This window comes from Streptococcus sp. 2579, from assembly GCF_013277195.1.
Classification (GTDB): domain Bacteria; phylum Bacillota; class Bacilli; order Lactobacillales; family Streptococcaceae; genus Streptococcus.
In genome coordinates this window covers 17,127-36,563 of sequence record NZ_VMMM01000023.1, presented here as the reverse complement: position 1 = coordinate 36,563, position 19,437 = coordinate 17,127, and the positions used below count along the sequence as shown (strand labels likewise).

21 protein-coding genes are annotated in these 19,437 nt (G+C 40.0%); 16 read left to right on the top strand and 5 right to left on the bottom strand.

Features of this window, described 5'->3' with window-relative positions:
• The 10 genes from HT725_RS09605 to HT725_RS09560 all read left to right on the top strand — a co-directional run.
• The coding region (locus HT725_RS09605; protein WP_240149622.1) for a hypothetical protein at nt 1–846 on the top strand (846 nt) is incomplete at its 5' end.
• Nucleotides 847–1,213: 367 nt separating this feature from the next.
• Nucleotides 1,214–1,510 carry a hypothetical protein gene (locus HT725_RS09600; protein WP_234990551.1) on the top strand — a complete coding sequence of 99 codons (297 nt, stop codon included), beginning with the start codon at nt 1,214–1,216 and terminating at the stop codon, nt 1,508–1,510.
• A gap of 20 nt (nt 1,511–1,530) precedes the next feature.
• Nucleotides 1,531–2,124, top strand: a complete 594-nt coding sequence (locus tag HT725_RS10330) for a hypothetical protein (RefSeq protein ID WP_234990550.1) — start codon at nt 1,531–1,533, stop codon at nt 2,122–2,124.
• Nucleotides 2,125–2,222: 98 nt separating this feature from the next.
• Nucleotides 2,223–2,822, top strand: a complete 600-nt coding sequence (locus HT725_RS09590; protein ID WP_173253499.1) for a DUF6088 family protein — start codon at nt 2,223–2,225, stop codon at nt 2,820–2,822.
• 234 nt (nt 2,823–3,056) lie between these two features.
• Nucleotides 3,057–4,448 (top strand): peptidoglycan-N-acetylglucosamine deacetylase PgdA, encoded by a 1,392-nt coding sequence (gene pgdA / locus HT725_RS09585; protein ID WP_173253498.1) that lies wholly within the window; start codon nt 3,057–3,059, stop codon nt 4,446–4,448.
• Between the two features lie 112 nt (nt 4,449–4,560).
• Nucleotides 4,561–5,403 (top strand): aldo/keto reductase, encoded by an 843-nt coding sequence (locus HT725_RS09580; RefSeq protein ID WP_173253497.1) that lies wholly within the window; start codon nt 4,561–4,563, stop codon nt 5,401–5,403.
• A 271-nt stretch (nt 5,404–5,674) separates the two neighbouring features.
• Nucleotides 5,675–6,436 carry an elongation factor Tu gene (locus tag HT725_RS09575; RefSeq protein WP_173253496.1) on the top strand — a complete coding sequence of 254 codons (762 nt, stop codon included), beginning with the start codon at nt 5,675–5,677 and terminating at the stop codon, nt 6,434–6,436.
• 541 nt (nt 6,437–6,977) lie between these two features.
• The gene (glyQ, locus tag HT725_RS09570) at nt 6,978–7,895 is read left to right on the top strand and encodes a glycine--tRNA ligase subunit alpha (RefSeq protein WP_173253495.1); all 918 of its coding nucleotides are present in this window, start codon (nt 6,978–6,980) and stop codon (nt 7,893–7,895) included.
• 211 nt (nt 7,896–8,106) lie between these two features.
• Complete coding sequence (gene glyS, locus HT725_RS09565; RefSeq protein ID WP_173253494.1) at nt 8,107–10,143, top strand: glycine--tRNA ligase subunit beta; 2,037 nt, start codon at nt 8,107–8,109, stop codon at nt 10,141–10,143.
• 41 nt (nt 10,144–10,184) lie between these two features.
• Nucleotides 10,185–10,442 (top strand): DUF896 family protein, encoded by a 258-nt coding sequence (locus HT725_RS09560; RefSeq protein ID WP_173253493.1) that lies wholly within the window; start codon nt 10,185–10,187, stop codon nt 10,440–10,442.
• A 114-nt stretch (nt 10,443–10,556) separates the two neighbouring features.
• Here the strand turns inward: HT725_RS09560 and HT725_RS09555 are convergent, their stop codons facing one another.
• The 3 genes from HT725_RS09555 to HT725_RS09545 are packed head-to-tail and all read right to left on the bottom strand — an operon-like array spanning nt 10,557 to nt 13,402.
• Nucleotides 10,557–11,795, bottom strand: a complete 1,239-nt coding sequence (locus HT725_RS09555; RefSeq protein ID WP_173253492.1) for an NAD(P)H-dependent oxidoreductase — start codon at nt 11,793–11,795, stop codon at nt 10,557–10,559.
• A gap of 18 nt (nt 11,796–11,813) precedes the next feature.
• A complete protein-coding gene (locus HT725_RS09550) occupies nt 11,814–12,419 on the bottom strand; it encodes an NADPH-dependent FMN reductase (RefSeq protein WP_033677008.1) in 606 nt (201 codons plus the stop codon).
• 59 nt (nt 12,420–12,478) lie between these two features.
• Nucleotides 12,479–13,402 (bottom strand): FAD:protein FMN transferase, encoded by a 924-nt coding sequence (locus HT725_RS09545; protein ID WP_173253491.1) that lies wholly within the window; start codon nt 13,400–13,402, stop codon nt 12,479–12,481.
• Between the two features lie 295 nt (nt 13,403–13,697).
• Between HT725_RS09545 and HT725_RS09540 the strand changes: the two genes are divergently transcribed.
• The 3 genes from HT725_RS09540 (at nt 13,698) to pdxT (ending at nt 16,687) form a co-directional block, all read left to right on the top strand.
• Nucleotides 13,698–15,077, top strand: a complete 1,380-nt coding sequence (locus HT725_RS09540) for an FAD-dependent oxidoreductase (protein WP_173253490.1) — start codon at nt 13,698–13,700, stop codon at nt 15,075–15,077.
• A gap of 152 nt (nt 15,078–15,229) precedes the next feature.
• Complete coding sequence (pdxS, locus tag HT725_RS09535) at nt 15,230–16,105, top strand: pyridoxal 5'-phosphate synthase lyase subunit PdxS (RefSeq protein WP_173253489.1); 876 nt, start codon at nt 15,230–15,232, stop codon at nt 16,103–16,105.
• Complete coding sequence (gene pdxT / locus HT725_RS09530) at nt 16,106–16,687, top strand: pyridoxal 5'-phosphate synthase glutaminase subunit PdxT (protein WP_173253488.1); 582 nt, start codon at nt 16,106–16,108, stop codon at nt 16,685–16,687.
• A 20-nt stretch (nt 16,688–16,707) separates the two neighbouring features.
• Here pdxT and HT725_RS09525 read toward each other — a convergent pair whose 3' ends face one another.
• Nucleotides 16,708–17,355 carry a hemolysin III family protein gene (locus HT725_RS09525; RefSeq protein WP_001097996.1) on the bottom strand — a complete coding sequence of 216 codons (648 nt, stop codon included), beginning with the start codon at nt 17,353–17,355 and terminating at the stop codon, nt 16,708–16,710.
• Nucleotides 17,352–17,798, bottom strand: a complete 447-nt coding sequence (locus HT725_RS09520; RefSeq protein WP_138707495.1) for a DUF1836 domain-containing protein — start codon at nt 17,796–17,798, stop codon at nt 17,352–17,354. Before HT725_RS09520 ends, HT725_RS09525 begins: the two co-directional genes overlap by 4 nt.
• Nucleotides 17,799–17,932: 134 nt before the next feature.
• Between HT725_RS09520 and HT725_RS09515 the strand changes: the two genes are divergently transcribed.
• Genes HT725_RS09515 through HT725_RS09505 form a run of 3 tightly spaced genes read left to right on the top strand, consistent with a single transcriptional unit; the run spans nt 17,933 to nt 19,305 of the window.
• On the top strand, nt 17,933–18,427 hold the full coding sequence (locus HT725_RS09515; RefSeq protein ID WP_173253487.1) for a GNAT family N-acetyltransferase: 495 nt from the start codon (nt 17,933–17,935) through the stop codon (nt 18,425–18,427).
• Entirely contained in the window at nt 18,427–18,936 is a 510-nt protein-coding gene (locus HT725_RS09510) for a methylated-DNA--[protein]-cysteine S-methyltransferase (protein ID WP_173253486.1), read from the top strand. Before HT725_RS09515 ends, HT725_RS09510 begins: the two co-directional genes overlap by 1 nt.
• 12 nt (nt 18,937–18,948) lie before the next feature.
• Nucleotides 18,949–19,305 (top strand): arsenate reductase family protein, encoded by a 357-nt coding sequence (locus HT725_RS09505; RefSeq protein ID WP_000889092.1) that lies wholly within the window; start codon nt 18,949–18,951, stop codon nt 19,303–19,305.
• Nucleotides 19,306–19,437: the final 132 nt, after the last annotated feature.

Genomic DNA, 19,437 nt, shown 5'->3' with positions numbered 1-19,437 from the left:
GACAAGTCAGCATTAGAAGCATCTAAGACAGCGTTGTCTGGCGACACTAATAACAGTGCTAACACGAACAACGGCGGTACTACCACCCCTGCTGACAGCAATAGCAACAGTGTGACACCAGGTAATAGTGGTAACACTCCAGTCCCTGGTGTGACGACTGATGATAGTAGCAACACGAACCCTGCTACTCCATCATCTACTGTTGGACAGGTTCAAGCAAGTACTCCAGCTCAAGAAACACCAGTTTCTACAAACACTTCAAACAATTCAGGCAATACAGCGACTCCTAGCGAGATTCGTCCTGTTGACAAGTCTGAGCTTGCTCGATTGGTTGAAGAACTAGAAACTCGTTTGAAAGACTTGGATGGTATTGATCAATCTGTCATCGACGCTACGAAGGTCATTCTCGGAGAGGGTCAAGAAGCCCTTAGAAATGCTGACTTGACAGAGGCAGGCTTGAAAGAGATGACTGCCAAGGTCAAAGAAGCACTCGAATCCTTGAGAGGTAAGCAAGCGACTAAGGATGAAGAAGAAACGAAAGAAACAAGGAAAGAACAAGATCATCTTCCATATGGTACGATGATTGGCAGCCTGCTCGCCCTTCTTGGTCTCCTTCTCTTCCTCATCGCGCGTCGCAAGAAAGAGTCAGAACTCAAGAAATTGACCAAGGAATTAACTAAGGTTCTGCAAGAAAGCGACCTTACAAATGTAGATGCGAAAGTCCTCGACCAAGCACGAGAAACTCTCGCTCAAGCAGTTGCCTTCCTAGCCAATGAGAAAGAGTTTGACCACACAGAAGATGAGTTGATTGAGAAACTCAAAGCTATTCTTGCTCAGTTAAGATAAGCGACATGTTGAAATATCGCAGGCGACCATAGAAGTTACTACATTGCTGGATAATGACGATAGGAAAAGTTAGTCGCAAACCTGTAGTGGGAATATTTCAGCTTCTAGCGAGGAAATGGTTCTGGGAACAGGACACCGTCTTTTGGATGGGAATGCTTCCTCCTCTAGTATCAGTAGAAGTCTTCAATGGCAGAGTAAGATAAAGAAGAAACACGAGACAAGTAAGATAGTTCATGAAATGGAACTGAAAATTGCTGGTGTGGACTCTTGAAGGAAGTAATGGATAGAAAGAAGTTGAAAAGCGTCTTTCTATCCATCTTTCTTTAGGAATAGATGTAAGCGCTTTAAAAATAGAAAGGGTAATGGAATGGGGAAACATGAAAGTAGAAAAAACAAACCTATTTTATTAGTAGGGAATGGAATCAATAGATTATTTGCAAGCGAGCCAGAAAATGATGATTTCTTTAATGTCGACAAGTTTAGAGGTGAAAAAGAGGCGGAGAAACGTTCATTACATGCTGAGATAAGCGATTCTTTGCGTTTTCCAATGAGGATTTTAGTACTCTATAAGGGGAAAGAAGAAACTGTCGCAGAGGAACTAACTGATTTTTTGAAGGATAAGATGACGATTTCAAAAAGAAAGAGTTTCTTGAGGACTTATTAACGTTAGAAGTAGAGAATATTTTGACGACGAATTACAGCTTTGAATTTGAAAAAACAATTTGTACTAATCCATCTATTGGAAAAATCTTAAATCTATATGGATATGGGAAGGAGGGGGAAATCAATAAAAAGGAGAGGGAGCTAGGAATCTATCAATATATAAAATTAGGTGATCGAAAAAAACTATGGCATATACATGGAATAGCAACCAGAAAAAATTCTATTATACTAGGACAATACCATTATGGTTATTTGCTTTCGCAGGTGATAGGATATACGTCTGAATTATTAAGAAGATGGAATTCTAAAAATGATTTTTATCATCATTCATGGATTGATTGTTTTGTAAGCAATGATGTGCATATCCTTGGTTTTGCTTTCGATTTAGCTGAAATCGATTTGTGGTGGCTACTCGCATACAAGAAGAAACATTTTGAATTTACAAAGGTGTATTTTTACTCGAAAGTTGGATATTTAGATGATAATGTGAGAATACTCTTGTGTACATATGGCGTTATTATAAAAGAAATAAATACGGCTGATTATCATGATTTTTATAATCAAGCTATTACTGAAATAAGAAATGGGATAAAAATGGATAGAGATGTTACATAAGAAATTGTAAGAGGTCTGTTCCCTCTTGATAAAATGACTCTCATTTGACTTTTTGCACCAAAAGTAGCATCATATTCGGTGCAAAGGAGGTGTGATAGATGAACGATAAGCAGGAAATAGTAAACAGGATAGAAAATTTTGAATCGAATCAAGTTTTTATAGCAAATGCTTTCTTTGATATTGCAGGATATGAAACTGTTCGTAGGACATTAAATCGTCTTGTAAAAGACAAAAAGGTTACTCGCATTTTGAAAGGTATTTATTATAAACCAAAATATATAGAACTGATTGGAGAGTATGCAATGGCATCTGTGGATGAAGTTGCTGATGCTATTGCTAGAAAATATAATTGGACCATTGCTCCATCGGGAAACACAGCCCTTAATTTACTTGGTTTATCTACGCAGGTACCAGCAAAATGGACCTATATATCAGATGGAAGATATGCCAGTTTTAATGTTGGTAAGGCAAGGATAGAATTTAAGCATAGAAATAATGGAGATATTTCAAATATGTCAACCTTAACTGCAATGGTGATACAATCTGTCAAGGAAATGGGGAAAGAGAACATTACTTCTCAGCAGATTGACTACTTACGGAAAAAATTATCTGAAGAAGAAAAGTCAACATTACTAGCTGAAGGTAAAACTACAAGTGCTTGGGTATATAGTATTATCAAGAAAATATCAGAGGTATAGAGATGTTTGAGGATAAATCGACTGGGAAAAATAAATCAATTTCTCAGAATGTTTTTAGAAATCACGGTGTCTATTCTAGCTTCAATCTACTAGAAATTCCATAGATAGAAAACTACATAATCTCTACAGATAGGGCTGATAGAGTTGATGTGAGATGCTTTGGCTTGCTAGAGGAATTGTGGATTGCCAAACTGTATCATTGAAATTATTGCTCAAATTTGTTATGATATAAATATGAATAAAAGTAGACTGGGACGTGGCAGACACGGGAAAAAGAGACATGTATTATTGGCTTTGATTGGTATTTTAGCAATTTCTATTTGCTTATTAGGCGGATTTATTGCTTTTAAAATGTATCAGCAAAAAAGTTTTGAGCAAAAGATTGAATCGCTCAAAAAAGAGAAGGACGATCAATTGAGTGAGGGAAATCAGAAGGATCATTTTCGTAAGGGTCAAACCGAAGTGATTGCCTATTATCCTCTCCAAGGGGAGCAAGTGATTTCCTCTGTTAAGGAGCTGATAAATCAAGATATTAAGGACAAGGTAGAAAGTAAGGACAATCTTGTTTTCTACTATACAGAGCAAGAAGAGTCAGGTTTAAAGGGAGTCGTCAATCGTAATGCGACCAAACAGATCTATGATTTAGTTGATTTTAAGGTTGAAGAGACTGAAAAGACCAGTCTAGGAAAGGTTCACTTAACAGAAGATGGGCAACCTTTTACACTTGACCAACTGTTTTCAGATGCTAGTAAGGCTAAGGAACAGCTGATAAAAGAAATCACCTCCTTTATAGAGGATAAAAAATTGGATCAAGATCAGAGTAACCAGATTGTAAAAAACTTCTCTGACCAAGACTTATCTGCATGGAATTTTGATTACAAGGATAGTCAGATTATTCTTTATCCGAGTCCTGCGGTTGAAAATTTAGAAGAGATAGCCTTGCCAGTATCTGCTTTCTTTGATGTTATCCAATCTTCGTACTTACTCGAAAAAGATGCGGCCTTGTACCAGTCTTACTTTGATAAGAAACATCAAAAAGTTGTCGCTCTAACCTTTGATGATGGTCCAAATCCAGCAACGACTCCGCAGGCATTAGAGACTCTAGCTAAATATGGTGTTAAAGCTACTTTCTTTGTGCTTGGGAAAAATGTTTCTGGGAATGAGGACTTGGTGAAGAGGATAAAATCTGAAGGTCATGTTGTTGGAAACCATAGTTGGAGCCATCCGATTCTCTCGCAACTCTCTCTTGATGAAGCTAAAAAGCAGATTACTGATACTGAGGATGTGCTAACTAAAGTGCTGGGTTCTAGTTCCAAACTTATGCGTCCGCCTTATGGAGCTATTACAGATGATATTCGCAATAGCTTGGATTTGAGCTTTATCATGTGGGATGTGGATAGTCTGGACTGGAAGAGTAAAAATGAAGCAGCTATTTTGACGGAAATTCAGCATCAAGTAGCTAACGGCTCTATCGTTTTGATGCATGATATTCACAGTCCGACAGTCAATGCTTTGCCAAGGGTCATTGAGTATTTGAAAAATCAGGGTTATACCTTTGTGACCATACCAGAGATGCTCAATACTCGCCTAAAACCTCATGAACTGTATTATAGTCGTGATGAATAAGCAACAAAAATAGGTCTGTCAGATATGTGATAGACTTATTTTTTACAGAAGATAGTACTAATTAGCAAAAAAATTATGCTATAAATGATAAAGAAAATAGAAGGAGAAGCATATGAATACCTATCAATTAAATAATGGAGTAGAAATTCCAGTATTGGGATTTGGAACTTTTAAGGCTAAGGATGGAGAAGAAGCCTATCGTGCAGTGTTAGAAGCCTTGAAGGCTGGTTATCGTCATATTGATACGGCGGCGATTTATCAGAATGAAGAAAGTGTTGGTCAAGCAATCAAAGATAGCGGAGTTCCACGAGAGGAATTGTTCGTAACTACCAAGCTTTGGAATAGTCAGCAAACCTATGAGCAAGCTCGTCAGGCTTTCGAAGAGTCTTTAGAGAAGCTGGGTTTGGATTATTTGGATTTGTATTTGATTCATTGGCCGAATCCAAAACCGCTCAGAGAAAATGACGCATGGAAAACTCGCAATGCGGAAGTTTGGAGAGCAATGGAAGACCTCTATCAAGAAGGCAAAATCCGTGCTATTGGAGTTAGTAATTTCCTTCCCCATCATTTGGATGCCTTGCTTGAAACAGCAACTATCGTTCCAGCAGTCAATCAAGTTCGTTTGGCTCCAGGTGTCTATCAAGAGGAAGTCGTAGCTTACTGTCGAGAAAAAGGAATTTTATTGGAAGCTTGGGGACCTTTTGGTCAGGGAGAACTGTTTGATAGCAAGCAAGTGCAAGAAATTGCGACAAATCACGAAAAATCGGTTGCTCAGATAGCCTTGGCCTGGAGCTTGGCAGAAGGATTTCTACCACTTCCAAAATCTGTCACAGCATCGCGTATTCAGGCTAATCTTGATTGTTTCGGAATTGAACTAAGTCATGAGGAACGAGAAACCTTAAAAACGATAGCTGTTCAGTCGGGGGCTCCACGAGTTGATGATGTGGATTTCTAGAAAATCATAAAAAGAATTGTACATTGTTCTAATTTTTGATATAATGTCAGTAGGAAAGAAAGTCTTATGGCGTTCTTCAAGCGAGCTTGGGATAGTGGGAGCCAAGTAGGGCAAAATAATGAGCTGGCGCTTTCTGTCGTATTTTAAAAAACAATGAAGTAATAAATTAGGGTGGAACCGCGTTTCTGACGCCCCTAGGTTAAATCAACCTAGGATTGTCAGATGTGGTTCTTTTTCTTATTCAGTCTATTGTGTGAAAGAAAGGAGAGACGTGGAAAACCTTTATCTTGTAAAAGACGATAGTCAACTAGCTGCATTTCGTGATTTTGTAGTAAGAAATACTGAAAAGTTGAAAGATTATCAATCTTTTTTAAAGAATGAACTTGCAGTCTGTGATTTACCGCAAGCCGTTATTTGGTCAAGTTTTAATGCTGCTATACAGATTATTAGGGAAAGTGCTGTTCCAGCCTATACAAATAATAGACGAATGGTTATGACGCCTGATTTAGCTGTTTGGAAAGAGTTGTATTTGTATCAGTTGATGGACTACGAGTGTTCTCAGCAAACTCAAGCAATAGAAAGTCACTATCATTCTTTATCTGAAAATTTCCTCTTACAGATTGTAGGACATGAGTTAGCTCATTGGTCGGAGCATTTTTTAGATGATTTTGATGGTTACGACTCTTATATCTGGTTCGAAGAGGGGATGGTTGAATATATTAGTCGCAAGTATTTCTTGACAGAAGAGGAATTTCAAGCGGAAAAAATTTGTAATCAATCTCTCGTAGAACTTTTTCAGAAGAAGTATGGTTGGCATTCATTGAATGATTTTGGTTCTTCGACTTATGATAAGAACTATGCAAGTATTTTTTACGAATACTGGCGTAGTTTTTTGACAATAGATAAGTTGGTAGAGAATCTAGGTAGTGTACAAGCGGTCTTTGATTCTTATCATCTATGGGCAAATACAGATAAAACTCTTCCCTTGTTGGATTGGTTTGTTCAGCAGAAATTAATTGAAAAAGAAATATAAAAACTAAAGGAGTAAACAATGTCTAAAAAATTAACATTTCACTGCGTCAGTGGCAGAAACCTCCTTACAGCCGGACTGCTCCACGCTCAGCACTAGAATGCCTGAGCTAGAAGCAGTACTAACTCGTCTTGCCTCGTATGATCGACGAGGCAGACTCGTGTCGCAAGAAATCATTTTTTATTAAGGAGTATTCAATATCTAAGAAATTAACATTTCACTGCGTCAGTGGCAGAAACCTCCTTACAGTCGGACTGCCCCACGCTCAGCACTAGAGTGCCTGAGCTAGACGCAGTACTAACTCGTCTTGCCTCGTATGATCGACGAGGTAGACTCGTGTCGCAAGTAATTTATAAAAAAGGAGTATTCAATGTCTAAAAAATTAACATTTCACTGCGTCAGTGGCAGAGATCTCCTTACAGTCGGGCTGCTCCACGCTCAGCACTAGAGTGTCTGAGCTAGACGCAGTACTAACTCGTCTTGCCTCGTATGATCGACGAGGCAGACTCGTGTCGCAAGTAATTTATAGAAAAAGGAGTAAACAATGTCTAAAAAATTGACTTTCCAGGAAATCATCCTTACTTTGCAACAATTTTGGAATGACCAAGGTTGTATGCTCATGCAGGCTTATGACAATGAAAAAGGTGCGGGAACCATGAGTCCTTACACTTTCCTTCGTGCTATCGGACCTGAGCCATGGAATGCAGCGTATGTAGAGCCATCACGTCGTCCTGCTGACGGTCGTTATGGGGAAAACCCTAACCGTCTCTACCAACACCACCAATTCCAAGTGGTCATGAAGCCATCTCCATCAAATATTCAGGAACTGTACCTTGAGTCTTTGGAAAAATTGGGAATCAATCCTTTGGAGCACGATATTCGTTTCGTTGAGGACAACTGGGAAAACCCATCAACTGGTTCAGCTGGTCTTGGTTGGGAAGTTTGGCTTGATGGGATGGAAATCACCCAGTTCACATATTTCCAACAAGTAGGTGGATTGACAACTGGCCCTGTGACTGCGGAAGTCACCTATGGTTTGGAGCGCTTGGCTTCTTATATTCAGGAAGTGGATTCTGTCTATGATATTGAATGGGCTGATGGTGTAAAATACGGAGAAATCTTCATCCAGCCTGAGTACGAACACTCAAAATATTCATTTGAAATTTCGGACCAAGAAATGTTGCTGGAAAACTTTGATAAGTTTGAAAAAGAAGCTGGTCGTGCATTAGAAGAAGGCTTGGTGCACCCTGCCTATGACTATGTTCTCAAATGTTCACACACCTTTAACCTGCTTGATGCGCGTGGTGCCGTATCTGTAACAGAGCGCGCAGGCTATATCGCTCGTATTCGTAACCTAGCCCGTGTCGTAGCCAAAACCTTTGTCGCAGAACGCAAACGCCTAGGCTACCCACTTTTAGATGAAGAAACAAGAGCTAAACTCTTAGCAGAAGACGCAGAATAAAGAAAGTGACAAATTACGAAAATGGGCCAACAGTGTGAGCCCTGAACCAGTTGCCGCAGTGATGAAGGTATCCTTAGTGAAGCTAAGGATACTAGGCAAAATTGGAGACTTTTGGCTCCAATTTTAGCAATGAAACAACGAAGTTGGTTGCTTGCGTGCCAATCACATAAGGCAAACTGGAAAATAAAAAGATATTTTTCGGAGAAAAAACATGACAAAAAACTTATTAGTAGAACTCGGTCTTGAAGAATTACCAGCCTATGTTGTCACACCAAGTGAAAAACAACTAGGGGAAAAAATGGCAGCCTTCCTCAAGGAAAACCGCCTGTCTTTTGAAGCCGTTCAAACCTTCTCAACACCACGTCGTTTGGCTGTTCGTGTGACTGGTCTAGCAGACAAACAGTCTGATTTGACAGAAGATTTTAAAGGGCCAGCAAAGAAAATTGCCTTGGATAGTGATGGAAATTTCACCAAAGCAGCTCAAGGATTTGTTCGTGGAAAAGGATTGACTGTTGAAGATATCGAATTCCGTGAAATCAAGGGTGAAGAATATGTCTATGTCACTAAGGAAGAAATTGGTCAAGCAGTTGAAGCCATTGTTCCTGGTGTTGTAGATGTTTTGAAGTCCTTGACTTTCCCTGTCAGCATGCACTGGGCTGGAAATAGCTTTGAATACATTCGTCCTGTTCACACTTTAACTGTTCTCTTGGATGAGCAAGAGTTTGATTTGGATTTCCTTGATATTAAGGGAGGTCGTGTGAGCCGTGGTCATCGTTTCTTAGGACAAGAAACTAAGATTCAGTCAGCCTTGAGCTATGAAGAAGATCTTCGTAAGCAGTTTGTAATCACAGATCCACGTGAACGTGAGCAAATGATTGTTGACCAAATTAAGGCAATCGAAACTGAGCATGGTGTACATATCGAAATTGATGCTGATTTGCTGAATGAAGTCTTGAACTTGGTTGAATACCCAACTGCCTTCATGGGAAGTTTTGATGCCAAATACCTTGACGTTCCAGAAGAAGTTTTGGTGACTTCAATGAAAGAGCACCAACGTTACTTTGTTGTTCGTGATCAAGACGGTAAACTATTGCCAAACTTTATTTCTGTTCGTAACGGAAACGCAGAGTATTTGGAAAATGTTATCAAAGGAAATGAAAAAGTCTTGGTAGCTCGCTTGGAAGACGGAGAATTCTTCTGGCGTGAAGACCAAAAATTGGTGATTTCAGATCTTGTTGAAAAATTAAACAATGTAACCTTCCATGAGAAGATTGGTTCCCTTCGTGAACACATGATTCGTACGGGTCAAATCGCTGTACTTTTGGCTGAAAAAGCGGGCTTGTCAGCTGATGAAATAGTTGACCTAGCCCGTGCAGCAGCCATTTACAAGTTTGACTTGTTGACAGGTATGGTTGGTGAATTTGACGAGCTCCAAGGAATTATGGGGGAGAAATATGCCCTTCTTGCTGGGGAAACTCCAGCGGTAGCAGCTGCTATTCGTGAACACTACATGCCTACATCAGCTGAAGGGGAACTTCCAGAGAGCAAGGTTGGTGCAGTGCTTGCTATTGCAGATAAATTGGATACGATTTTGAGTTTCTTCTCAGTAGGTTTGATTCCATCAGGTTCTAATGACCCGTATGCCCTTCGTCGCGCGACCCAAGGTGTGGTTCGTATCTTGGATGCCTTTGGTTGGCATATTGCTATGGATGAGCTGATTGATAGCCTTTATGCTTTGAAATTTGACAGCTTGACTTATGAAAATAAAGCAGAAGTTATGAACTTTATCAAGGCTCGTGTTGATAAGATGATGGGTTCTACTCCAAAAGACATCAAGGAAGCCGTTCTTGCAGGATCAAACTTTGTTGTGGCGGATATGTTGGAAGCGGCAAGTGCTCTCGTGGAAGCAAGCAAGGAAGAAGATTTCAAACCATCTGTTGAATCACTTTCTCGTGCCTTTAACTTGGCTGAGAAGGCAGAAGGAGTAGCTACAGTTGATTCAGCTCTCTTTGAGAATGAAGAAGAGAAAGCCTTGGCGGAAGCAGTAGATACACTTGTTTTATCAGGGACTGCCAGTCAGCAATTGAAACAGCTCTTTGCGCTTAGTCCAGTTATTGATGCTTTCTTTGAAAATACTATGGTTATGGCCGAAGATCAGGCTGTCCGTCAAAATCGTTTGGCAATCTTGTCTCATTTAACTCAAAAAGCAGCTAAGCTTGCTCGTTTTAACCAAATCAATACTAAATAAACTCAGTCAAACGGAGTTTATCTTATCATAAAGGAGAAGAAATGGATCCGAAAAAAATTGCTCGTATTAACGAGCTTGCCAAAAAGAAAAAAACAGAAGGCTTGACCCCAGAGGAAAAAGTAGAACAAGCCAAACTACGTGAGGAGTACATCGAAGGTTATCGTCGCACTGTTCGTCACCACATTGAGGGAATCAAAATTGTAGACGAAGAAGGGAACGATGTTACACCAGAAAAACTACGCCAAGCCCAACGTGAAAAAGGGTTACATGGCCGTAGTCTTGATGACCCAAATTCATAATGAATATTCTTTCTTTTGACAAGGATAGATGAAATAATACCAAAAGACTAGCAGACACAAACTGCTAGTCTTTTGTCACTTAAAAAGGAACCAAAATGGTTCCTAAAACTATCATTAGTAACTTGCACCGGCTGTAGCGTCTGCGCCACCACCGTGACTTCCAGCATCACCTGCATCAGAAGCTCCAGATGTGGCATCTGCGCCACCGTGGCCTCCGGCAGGAGCTGCAGCATTTCCACCAACTAGACGTTGACCAGTTGTATTGAGGTACCAGTCAAGCCATGGTTGGAAATTAAAGATAATCTCATTGATTCCAGCATATGAACCGTCTGGATAGTACATTGCTTGGTAATTGTGGGTATTGATAACGCCTTCTGGTGTTCCCGGCACAATTGTACGGACATATTCTTGGTCCCCATTACGCAGTACGCCGACAACCCATTCAACGTTTTTCATTCTAGAGTCTGGCAATGAACCGTGTACAGTTCCTAAACGGTTTCCTGATTGAGCACGTACACGTTTACCAAACATTGTATTTGGATCTTGGTGGGCGTTATTAAAGTACAAGAATTGGTTATTATCATCTGCAAATGTCAACTCAAATGGCATTGCTTTCAAGAACATGTCAATTTGGTTAACTGTTAAGATACCGTGGTCTAATTTAACGTAAGTATCTCCAGAAACAGCTCCAACAAGTTCAGCTGCTTTTTCTACCCATTCAGGATCATCTGGATCAACACCTTGAATGGTAGTTGCAATTGAATTTGTACAATATAAATCTTCTGGTTCAATTGGTTTTGGTTTTTTCAATTTTGAAACGACTCCCACATATTTTACAAAGTTGTCCAAGCATGTTTCAAGGAAATTAACAGTTCCTTCATTTGTGATATTTCCATTAACATCAAAAGCTTCTTTGGCTTTACCAAGAAGGAATTCGTTACCTGGAAGCGTATAGGCATTAACACCTGGAGCATCAAGAATCTTACGAAGGTGAACTTGGGCACGAGAAGTACCTTGGTCGTAGTAAGAAGCTCCCACAATCATGACTGGTTTGTTTTCAAATGGATGAACTTCATATGAAAGCCATTCAAGAACAGATTTTAGGGAAGCTGAGATTGTATGGTTGTGCTCAGGAGTAGCAATAATGACACCATCAGCACGAGTAATTTTGTTATATAAATAACGTAATTGGAAACTTTCATCCCATTTTTCGTCTTGGTTGAACATTGGAACTTCGTCAATTTCGAGAACTTCTAATTCAAATTTGAGTTTGAAGTGACGACGGATGAATTCCAAGAGTTTACGGTTATATGATTGATCGTAGTTTGATCCTACAAGTCCAACAAATTTCATTCTTTTTGGTCTCCTATCTTACAAATTTTCCCAGTCAAAGTCTTCAGCATCTTTTCGAAGTAGGGCTTGTGCGTTGCGCAATTTTTCTGTGATTTTTACAAAGATACGGAAGTCGTCAAAAGTGGCATCCAGTTTTTTAATAACATCAAGATCCACTAGGTCTCCACTTGGATTAAAGGCTTGAAGAGAATGTGAAAGCAAGAATTCATCAGGAAGGACACTTGCTTTGATTTCTGGAGCATTCAAGATTTGGCGAAGTTGCATTTGAGCACGTGATGAACCGAGTGTACCGTAAGAAGCACCTGTAATCATGATTGGTTTGTTCAAGAGTGGGTAAATACCATAAGACAACCAAGCAAGAGCGCTCATCAAAACAGCTGGGATAGAGTGGTCATACTCAGGAGTACCGATAATAACGCCATCTGCCTCTTCGATTTTAGCAGCAATTTCCAATATTTCAGCAGGTACTTGCTTGTCAGCTGGTTTATTGAAGACAGGAATGTCTTTGATTTCAACAAGTTCAATTTCAGCTTTGTCAGCAAAGTGTTTTTGCATGTATTGAAGCAATTGACGGTTTGTAGAACGTTTTGAATTTGTTCCAACAATAGCAATAAGTTTTAACATGAGATTTCCTTTCTCTTTTTACATAATACGATTTTAAAACTCCATTGAAACAGTTGTCTCTATAGAGTAGGAATTCCTGAAGAACAACTTAGGTGACCTTCTTTATCGATGAGGATGGCTTCGATGCCCTCCAAACTTTCGACTTGCCAGAGGATAGAAGCAGGTCTTTCTCCAAAGAGTCGAGTTGTCCAGATTTCGCCATCAACTGATTTATCAGAGATGATTGTGAGACTAGCGAGTTCTGTTTCAACAGGGTATCCTGTTTGGCTGTCAAAAATGTGATGGTAATCTTGTCCATCGACGGTCAGGTAACGTTCATAAATGCCTGAAGTCACGACAGATTGATTGACAACAGGGATAGTCATTAAGTGATTTCCCCTCGGATTGGCTGGGTCTTGAATTCCGATTTGCCAAGGCTGATTTCCTCTTGCCTGATTTTTTCCAATGGTCAGGATATTCCCTCCCAGATTGATTAAGGCAGATGTCACTCCCTCTTCTCTAAGAAATTGTGCAACCTTATCCGCACTATAACCCTTGGCTAAACAACCAAGATCGATCTTCATTCCTTTCTGTTTTAAAAACACAGTGGAAGTAGAAGAATCTAACTCGATATCATGAGGATTGATTAAAGGTAGCACCGCTTCAATTTCTTGAGGTTGTGCAACTTTGGCATCTGAAAAACCAATGCGCCAGGTTTGAATTAGGGGACCAATACTGATGTTGAGATGGCTAGAGGACGCTAAGCTATGCTCTAACCCAAGTGAAATCAGCTCAAACAGGTCTGGATGAACCGTGACGGGGGCTATTCCAGCTTGATGATTGATTTCCATCAACTCAGATTCCTGACTATTGGCATTGAAGCGGTATTCTAGCTCTCTGAGTAAATCAAAGGATTTTTGGAGCAAGCTATCGGCTCGCTCATCTACTAATGAAATAGTGATAGTAGTCCCCATTAGCTGTTCGGAATGTGAACTTAGAGGCAAGCTACCAACTCCTTTCTCTTATAGAAAATAAGTTGTAATATCAAGTAATTATCTAAATTGAAGCCCTTACATTTTATTTTCATGTTATTAGAATACCATAAAGTTAGACTTTTCACAAATAAAATTTGGAAAAAGTCAAGAAATATGCTCATAAAATTCATGAGGCTTGAAAACAGGATAAATGGGGAATTATTTTTGATAAAAAATGCTGAAATAATAGGAAACTACTTGTAAACGCTAACAGTAAATGGTATACTAGTAGAGTAAATTTAAAATTGAAGGCAGGAAATTTTTTATGAGTAAAATCGTTGTAGTTGGTGCTAACCACGCTGGTACAGCATGTATCAATACCATGTTGGATAATTTTGGAAATGAGAACGAAATCGTTGTATTTGACCAAAACTCTAACATCTCTTTCCTAGGATGTGGAATGGCCCTTTGGATTGGGGAACAAATTGACGGTGCTGAAGGCTTGTTCTATTCTGATAAAGAAAAATTGGAAGCAAAAGGTGCTAAAGTTTACATGAACTCACCTGTTCTTTCAATTGACTACGACAATAAAGTTGTGACTGCAGAAGTTGAAGGAAAAGAGCACAAAGAATCATACGAGAAATTGATTTTCGCTACAGGTTCTACACCAATCTTGCCACCAATCGAAGGGGCTGAAATTGTTAAGGGAAACCGTGAATTTAAAGCGACTCTTGAAAATGTTCAATTTGTTAAGTTGTACCAAAACGCAGAAGAAGTCATCGAAAAACTTGCTGACAAGAGCAAACACCTAGATCGCATCGCTGTTGTTGGTGGTGGTTATATCGGTGTTGAACTTGCTGAAGCCTTCGAGCGTCTAGGAAAAGAAGTTGTCCTTGTTGATATTGTAGACACTGTTTTGAACGGTTACTATGACAAAGACTTCACTCAAATGATGGCGAAGAACTTGGAAGACCACAACATCCGCTTGGCGCTTGGTCAAACAGTAAAAGCTATCCAAGGTGATGGAAAAGTAGAGCGCTTAGTAACAGACAAAGAAACATTTGATGTGGATATGGTTGTTCTTGCAGTTGGTTTCCGTCCAAACACAGCACTTGCTGATGGTAAGATTGAACTCTTCCGCAACGGTGCCTTCCTTGTAGACAAGAAACAAGAAACATCTATCCCAGGCGTTTACGCTGTTGGTGATTGTGCGACTGTTTATGACAATGCTCGTAAAGATACAAGCTACATCGCCCTTGCTTCAAACGCAGTTCGTACTGGTATCGTTGGTGCCTACAACGCTTGTGGACATGAATTGGAAGGAATAGGTGTGCAAGGATCAAACGGTATCTCAATCTATGGTCTTCACATGGTTTCAACTGGTTTGACTCTTGAAAAAGCGAAAGCTGCAGGTTACAATGCGACTGAAACAGGCTTTAACGATCTACAAAAACCAGAATTCATGAAACATGACAACCATGAAGTAGCAATTAAGATTGTCTTTGACAAAGATAGCCGTGAAATTCTTGGTGCCCAAATGGTCTCACACGATTCTGCAATCAGCATGGGAATCCACATGTTCTCACTTGCTATCCAAGAGCATGTGACAATTGATAAATTGGCATTGACAGATCTATTCTTCTTGCCACACTTCAACAAACCATACAACTACATCACAATGGCTGCCCTTACAGCTGAAAAATAATATTTGATGAACTATCTGGCCTTAAGCTAAGGTCAGATAGTTTTTTAGCTAGTCTGTACCCATACAATTATGATTTTTTTATCTTGTGATTCATTCTGTTCTGACTTAAAATGAAAAGGTAGCTACCAATACAAATGATGAGGATAAAACAAATGACTGAAAATAGATATGAATTAAATAAAAACTTGGCACAGATGCTCAAGGGCGGTGTTATCATGGATGTGCAAAATCCTGAACAGGCCCGTATTGCAGAGGCCGCTGGTGCGGCTGCTGTTATGGCCTTGGAGCGGATTCCAGCTGATATTCGTGCAGCTGGTGGTGTTTCTCGTATGAGTGATCCAAAGATGATTAAGGAAATCCAAGAAGCAGTTAGTATTCCAGTGATGGCCAAGGTCAGAATCGGGCATTTTGTTGAAGCTCAGATTTTAGAGGCTATTGAAATTGACTATATCGATGAGAGTGAAGTTTTATCTCCAGCTGACGACCGTTTCCATGTGGATAAGAAAGAATTCCAAGTTCCTTTTGTCTGTGGTGCTAAGGATTTGGGCGAAGCCTTGCGTCGTATTGCTGAAGGAGCTTCTATGATTCGTACCAAAGGAGAACCGGGTACAGGGGATATCGTCCAAGCTGTTCGTCATATGCGTATGATGAATCAGGAAATTCGCCGCATTCAAAACCTACGTGAGGACGAACTTTATGTTGCTGCTAAGGACTTGCAAGTCCCTGTAGAATTGGTTCTATATGTCCATGAACATGGAAAATTGCCAGTTGTAAACTTCGCAGCTGGAGGCGTTGCAACGCCAGCAGATGCCGCGCTGATGATGCAATTAGGGGCAGAGGGTGTCTTTGTCGGTTCAGGTATTTTTAAGTCAGGAGATCCTGTTAAACGAGCGAGTGCTATTGTCAAAGCGGTGACTAACTTCCGTAATCCTCAAATTTTAGCTCAAATCTCTGAAGATTTAGGAGAAGCCATGGTTGGTATCAATGAAAATGAGATCCAAATCCTCATGGCTGAGCGAGGAAAATAGATGAAAATCGGAATATTGGCCTTGCAAGGGGCCTTTGCAGAACATGCAAAAGTGCTAGATCAATTAGGTGTCGAGAGTGTTGAAATCAGAAATCTAGATGATTTTCAGAAACATCAGAGTGATTTGTCGGGTTTGATTTTGCCTGGAGGAGAATCTACAACCATGGGCAAGCTCTTACGTGAGCAGGACATGCTGATTCCCATTCGAGAAGCCATTCTATCTGGTTTACCAGCCTTTGGGACCTGTGCGGGTTTAATTTTGCTGGCTAAGGAAATTACTTCTCAGGAAGAGAGTCATCTAGGAACTATGGATATGGTGGTCGAGCGAAATGCCTATGGGCGCCAATTAGGAAGTTTCTATACGGAAGCAGAATGTAAGGGAGTCGGTCAGATTCCAATGACCTTTATCCGTGGTCCAATTATCAGCAGTGTTGGAGAGGGTGTAGAAATTCTAGCAACAGTTGACAATCAAATCGTTGCTGCTCAAGAAAAAAATATGTTAGTGACCTCTTTTCATCCAGAATTGACTGATGATGTGCGCTTGCACAAGTACTTTATAAATATGTGTAAAGAAAAAAGTTGAGACTGAGTTTCTCAACTTTTTTACATGTAATAAACAATGGCGATGTATTGGAGGGCAGATGCAGCTAGGATAAAGAGATGCCAAATCATGTGGAAATAAGGTTTTTTCTTGGCGTAAAATCCAGCCCCAACTGTATAACAGAGTCCGCCAGTTACCATGAGACTCCAGAAAATTGGCGTTGTTTGACTGATAATGGCAGGAATGATAGCCAGAACCAACCAGCCCATAATCAAGTAAAGAGCAAGGCTAAATTTCTCATTGACTTTTTTAGCAAAGATTTTATAGAGAATACCAAAGATGGTCGTTCCCCACTGGATGGCAATAATTAGATAGCCAAACCAGTTATTCATTAAGGTCAAGACGACGGGCGTGTATGAGCCAGCAATGGCAACGTAAATCATAGAATGGTCAATGATTCTCAAGACATATTTGTGGGTTGAACCATAGGCCATAGAGTGATAAATGGTGGATGATAGAAACATGAGAAAGAGACTAATAACGAAAATGGAAACGCCGATAGAGGATAAAAATCCGTGTGCCTCATAACTATAGGTGGATGAAATGGGGAGTAAGATGAGCATGATGACTGCACCTACGGCATGGGTCACGCTATTAGCAATCTCCTCTCCAAAACTGAGTTGTTTGCTGAGTTTAAGACTAGTGTTCATTGGATTACCTCCTCTTGAGTATGATGGATTAAGGCTAGAGTTTGATGATAGAGTTTAACAGTTTGGCAGCTGGTTTGGATGATAGGGTTAGCTGGGTCAACTCCTTGGTTCATGTAGTCCACAAAAGCATCGTAGAGTTGCTCTGAACTTGCTTGACTTTGTAGAGTATTAAGTGTCTGGGCTATTTCTTGAATAGAAAATACAGACTTGAGGGTTGTGATAGCAATCAGACGGGCAATCTGTTGGCGTTGGTATTTTTTCTTGTCAGGCTTTGTCAGGTAACCATGTTTCACATAATTGTTGACCATAGATGCTGTTAGGCCCTTGTCTTTATCAGGAGAGATAGGGGCGCAGACCTGATTGACATAGAGTAAAACCTGGTCCAGATAGAGGTCAATATTTGGGATTTCTGCCCATTTGGGGTAGGAAAAGGTAGTTTTCATTTTCAACTCCTTTTTATCTAGTTTTAATAACTAGATTATAAAATAACAAAAACAAAAAGTCAAGTTTTAACTGCTTGTAGAAAGACCTAAATTATGCTATGATGGGAGAAACTAGTCAGAAATGAGGAGAAAAGATGGAGATTCGTTTAGCTTTTCCAAATGAAGTAGATGCCATCATGCAAGTGATGGAGGATGCTAAAAAATGTTTAGCGGATGCTGGTAGTGACCAGTGGCAAAATGGTTATCCAAATGCTGATATTATTATTGAGGATATTATCTCAGGTCAAGCCTATGTAGCCTTGGAAGAGGGAGAACTACTAGCCTATGCTGCTGTGACCAAGAGTCCAGAGGAAGCCTATGAAGCCATTTATGAAGGAAACTGGCAAGCTGAGGAGCCAGAGTACCTAGTCTTTCATCGTATTGCTGTGGCTGCAGCTATGCAGGGACAAGGAGTTGCTCAAACCTTTTTAGAGGGCTTGATCGAAGGTTTTGACTATCTTGATTTTCGTTCAGATACGCATGCTGAAAACAAGGTTATGCAACATATTTTTGAAAAGCTTGGATTTAAACAGGTTGGTAAGGTTCCAGTTGATGGCGAACGCTTGGCCTATCAAAAATTGAAGAAATAATGCAAAAGAAGTACGTAAAAATGCGCTACTTTTCGCCAATAGGAACCTTGTCTTTGGTTGCCGACGAGCAATATCTGTATGGCATTTGGGTGCAGGAGCAGAAGCATTTTGAGAGGGGACTAGGAGATGAGACGATAGAAGCAGTTGTTAGTCATCCCATTTTAGACCCAGTTATTGCTGGCTTAGATGTTTACTTTAAAGGCAAGTCTCATGATTTATCCAACTTGCCCTTGGCTCCAATCGGAACGGATTTTGAAAAGCGAGTTTGGTCCTATTTACAGGAAATTCCTTATGGTCAGACAGTGACCTATGGACAAATAGCCCAAGAGCTACAAGTGGCTTCTGCTCAAGCAATTGGTGGAGCAGTGGGGCGCAATCCTTGGTCTATCCTAGTACCTTGTCATCGTGTGCTGGGAGCAGGCAAGCGTCTGACAGGTTATGCTGCAGGAGTGGAAAAGAAAGCTTGGCTCTTGGAGCATGAAGGCGCAGATTTTAAAGATATAAAATAGAAAGTAAAACACATGTTAGAATTTATCGAATACCCAAAATGTTCAACTTGTAAAAAAGCAAAACAAGAATTAAACCAACTCGGTGTGGATTATAAAGCCGTTCATATCGTCGAAGAAACACCCAGCCAAGAAGTCATTTTAAACTGGCTAGAAACCTCAGGGTTCGAGCTAAAGCAATTTTTCAACACCAGTGGGATCAAATACCGTGAATTGGGGTTGAAAGATAAGGTGGGAAGTCTGTCAAATCAAGAAGCGGCTGAGTTACTAGCAAGTGACGGTATGTTGTTAAAACGGCCTATTTTAGTAGAAAATGGAACTGTTAAGCAAATTGGTTATCGAAAACCTTATGAAGAATTGGGATTGAAATAGTTTTTATCTATCTCTTTGATAGATAAAATATATAGCCTCCCTGTTTCAAAGTATGATAAACTAGTAGGTAGACAAAGTCTGTATCTGACCGTAGCAAATAATTTCATTGACGGCAGAAGTATGGTAGAATGA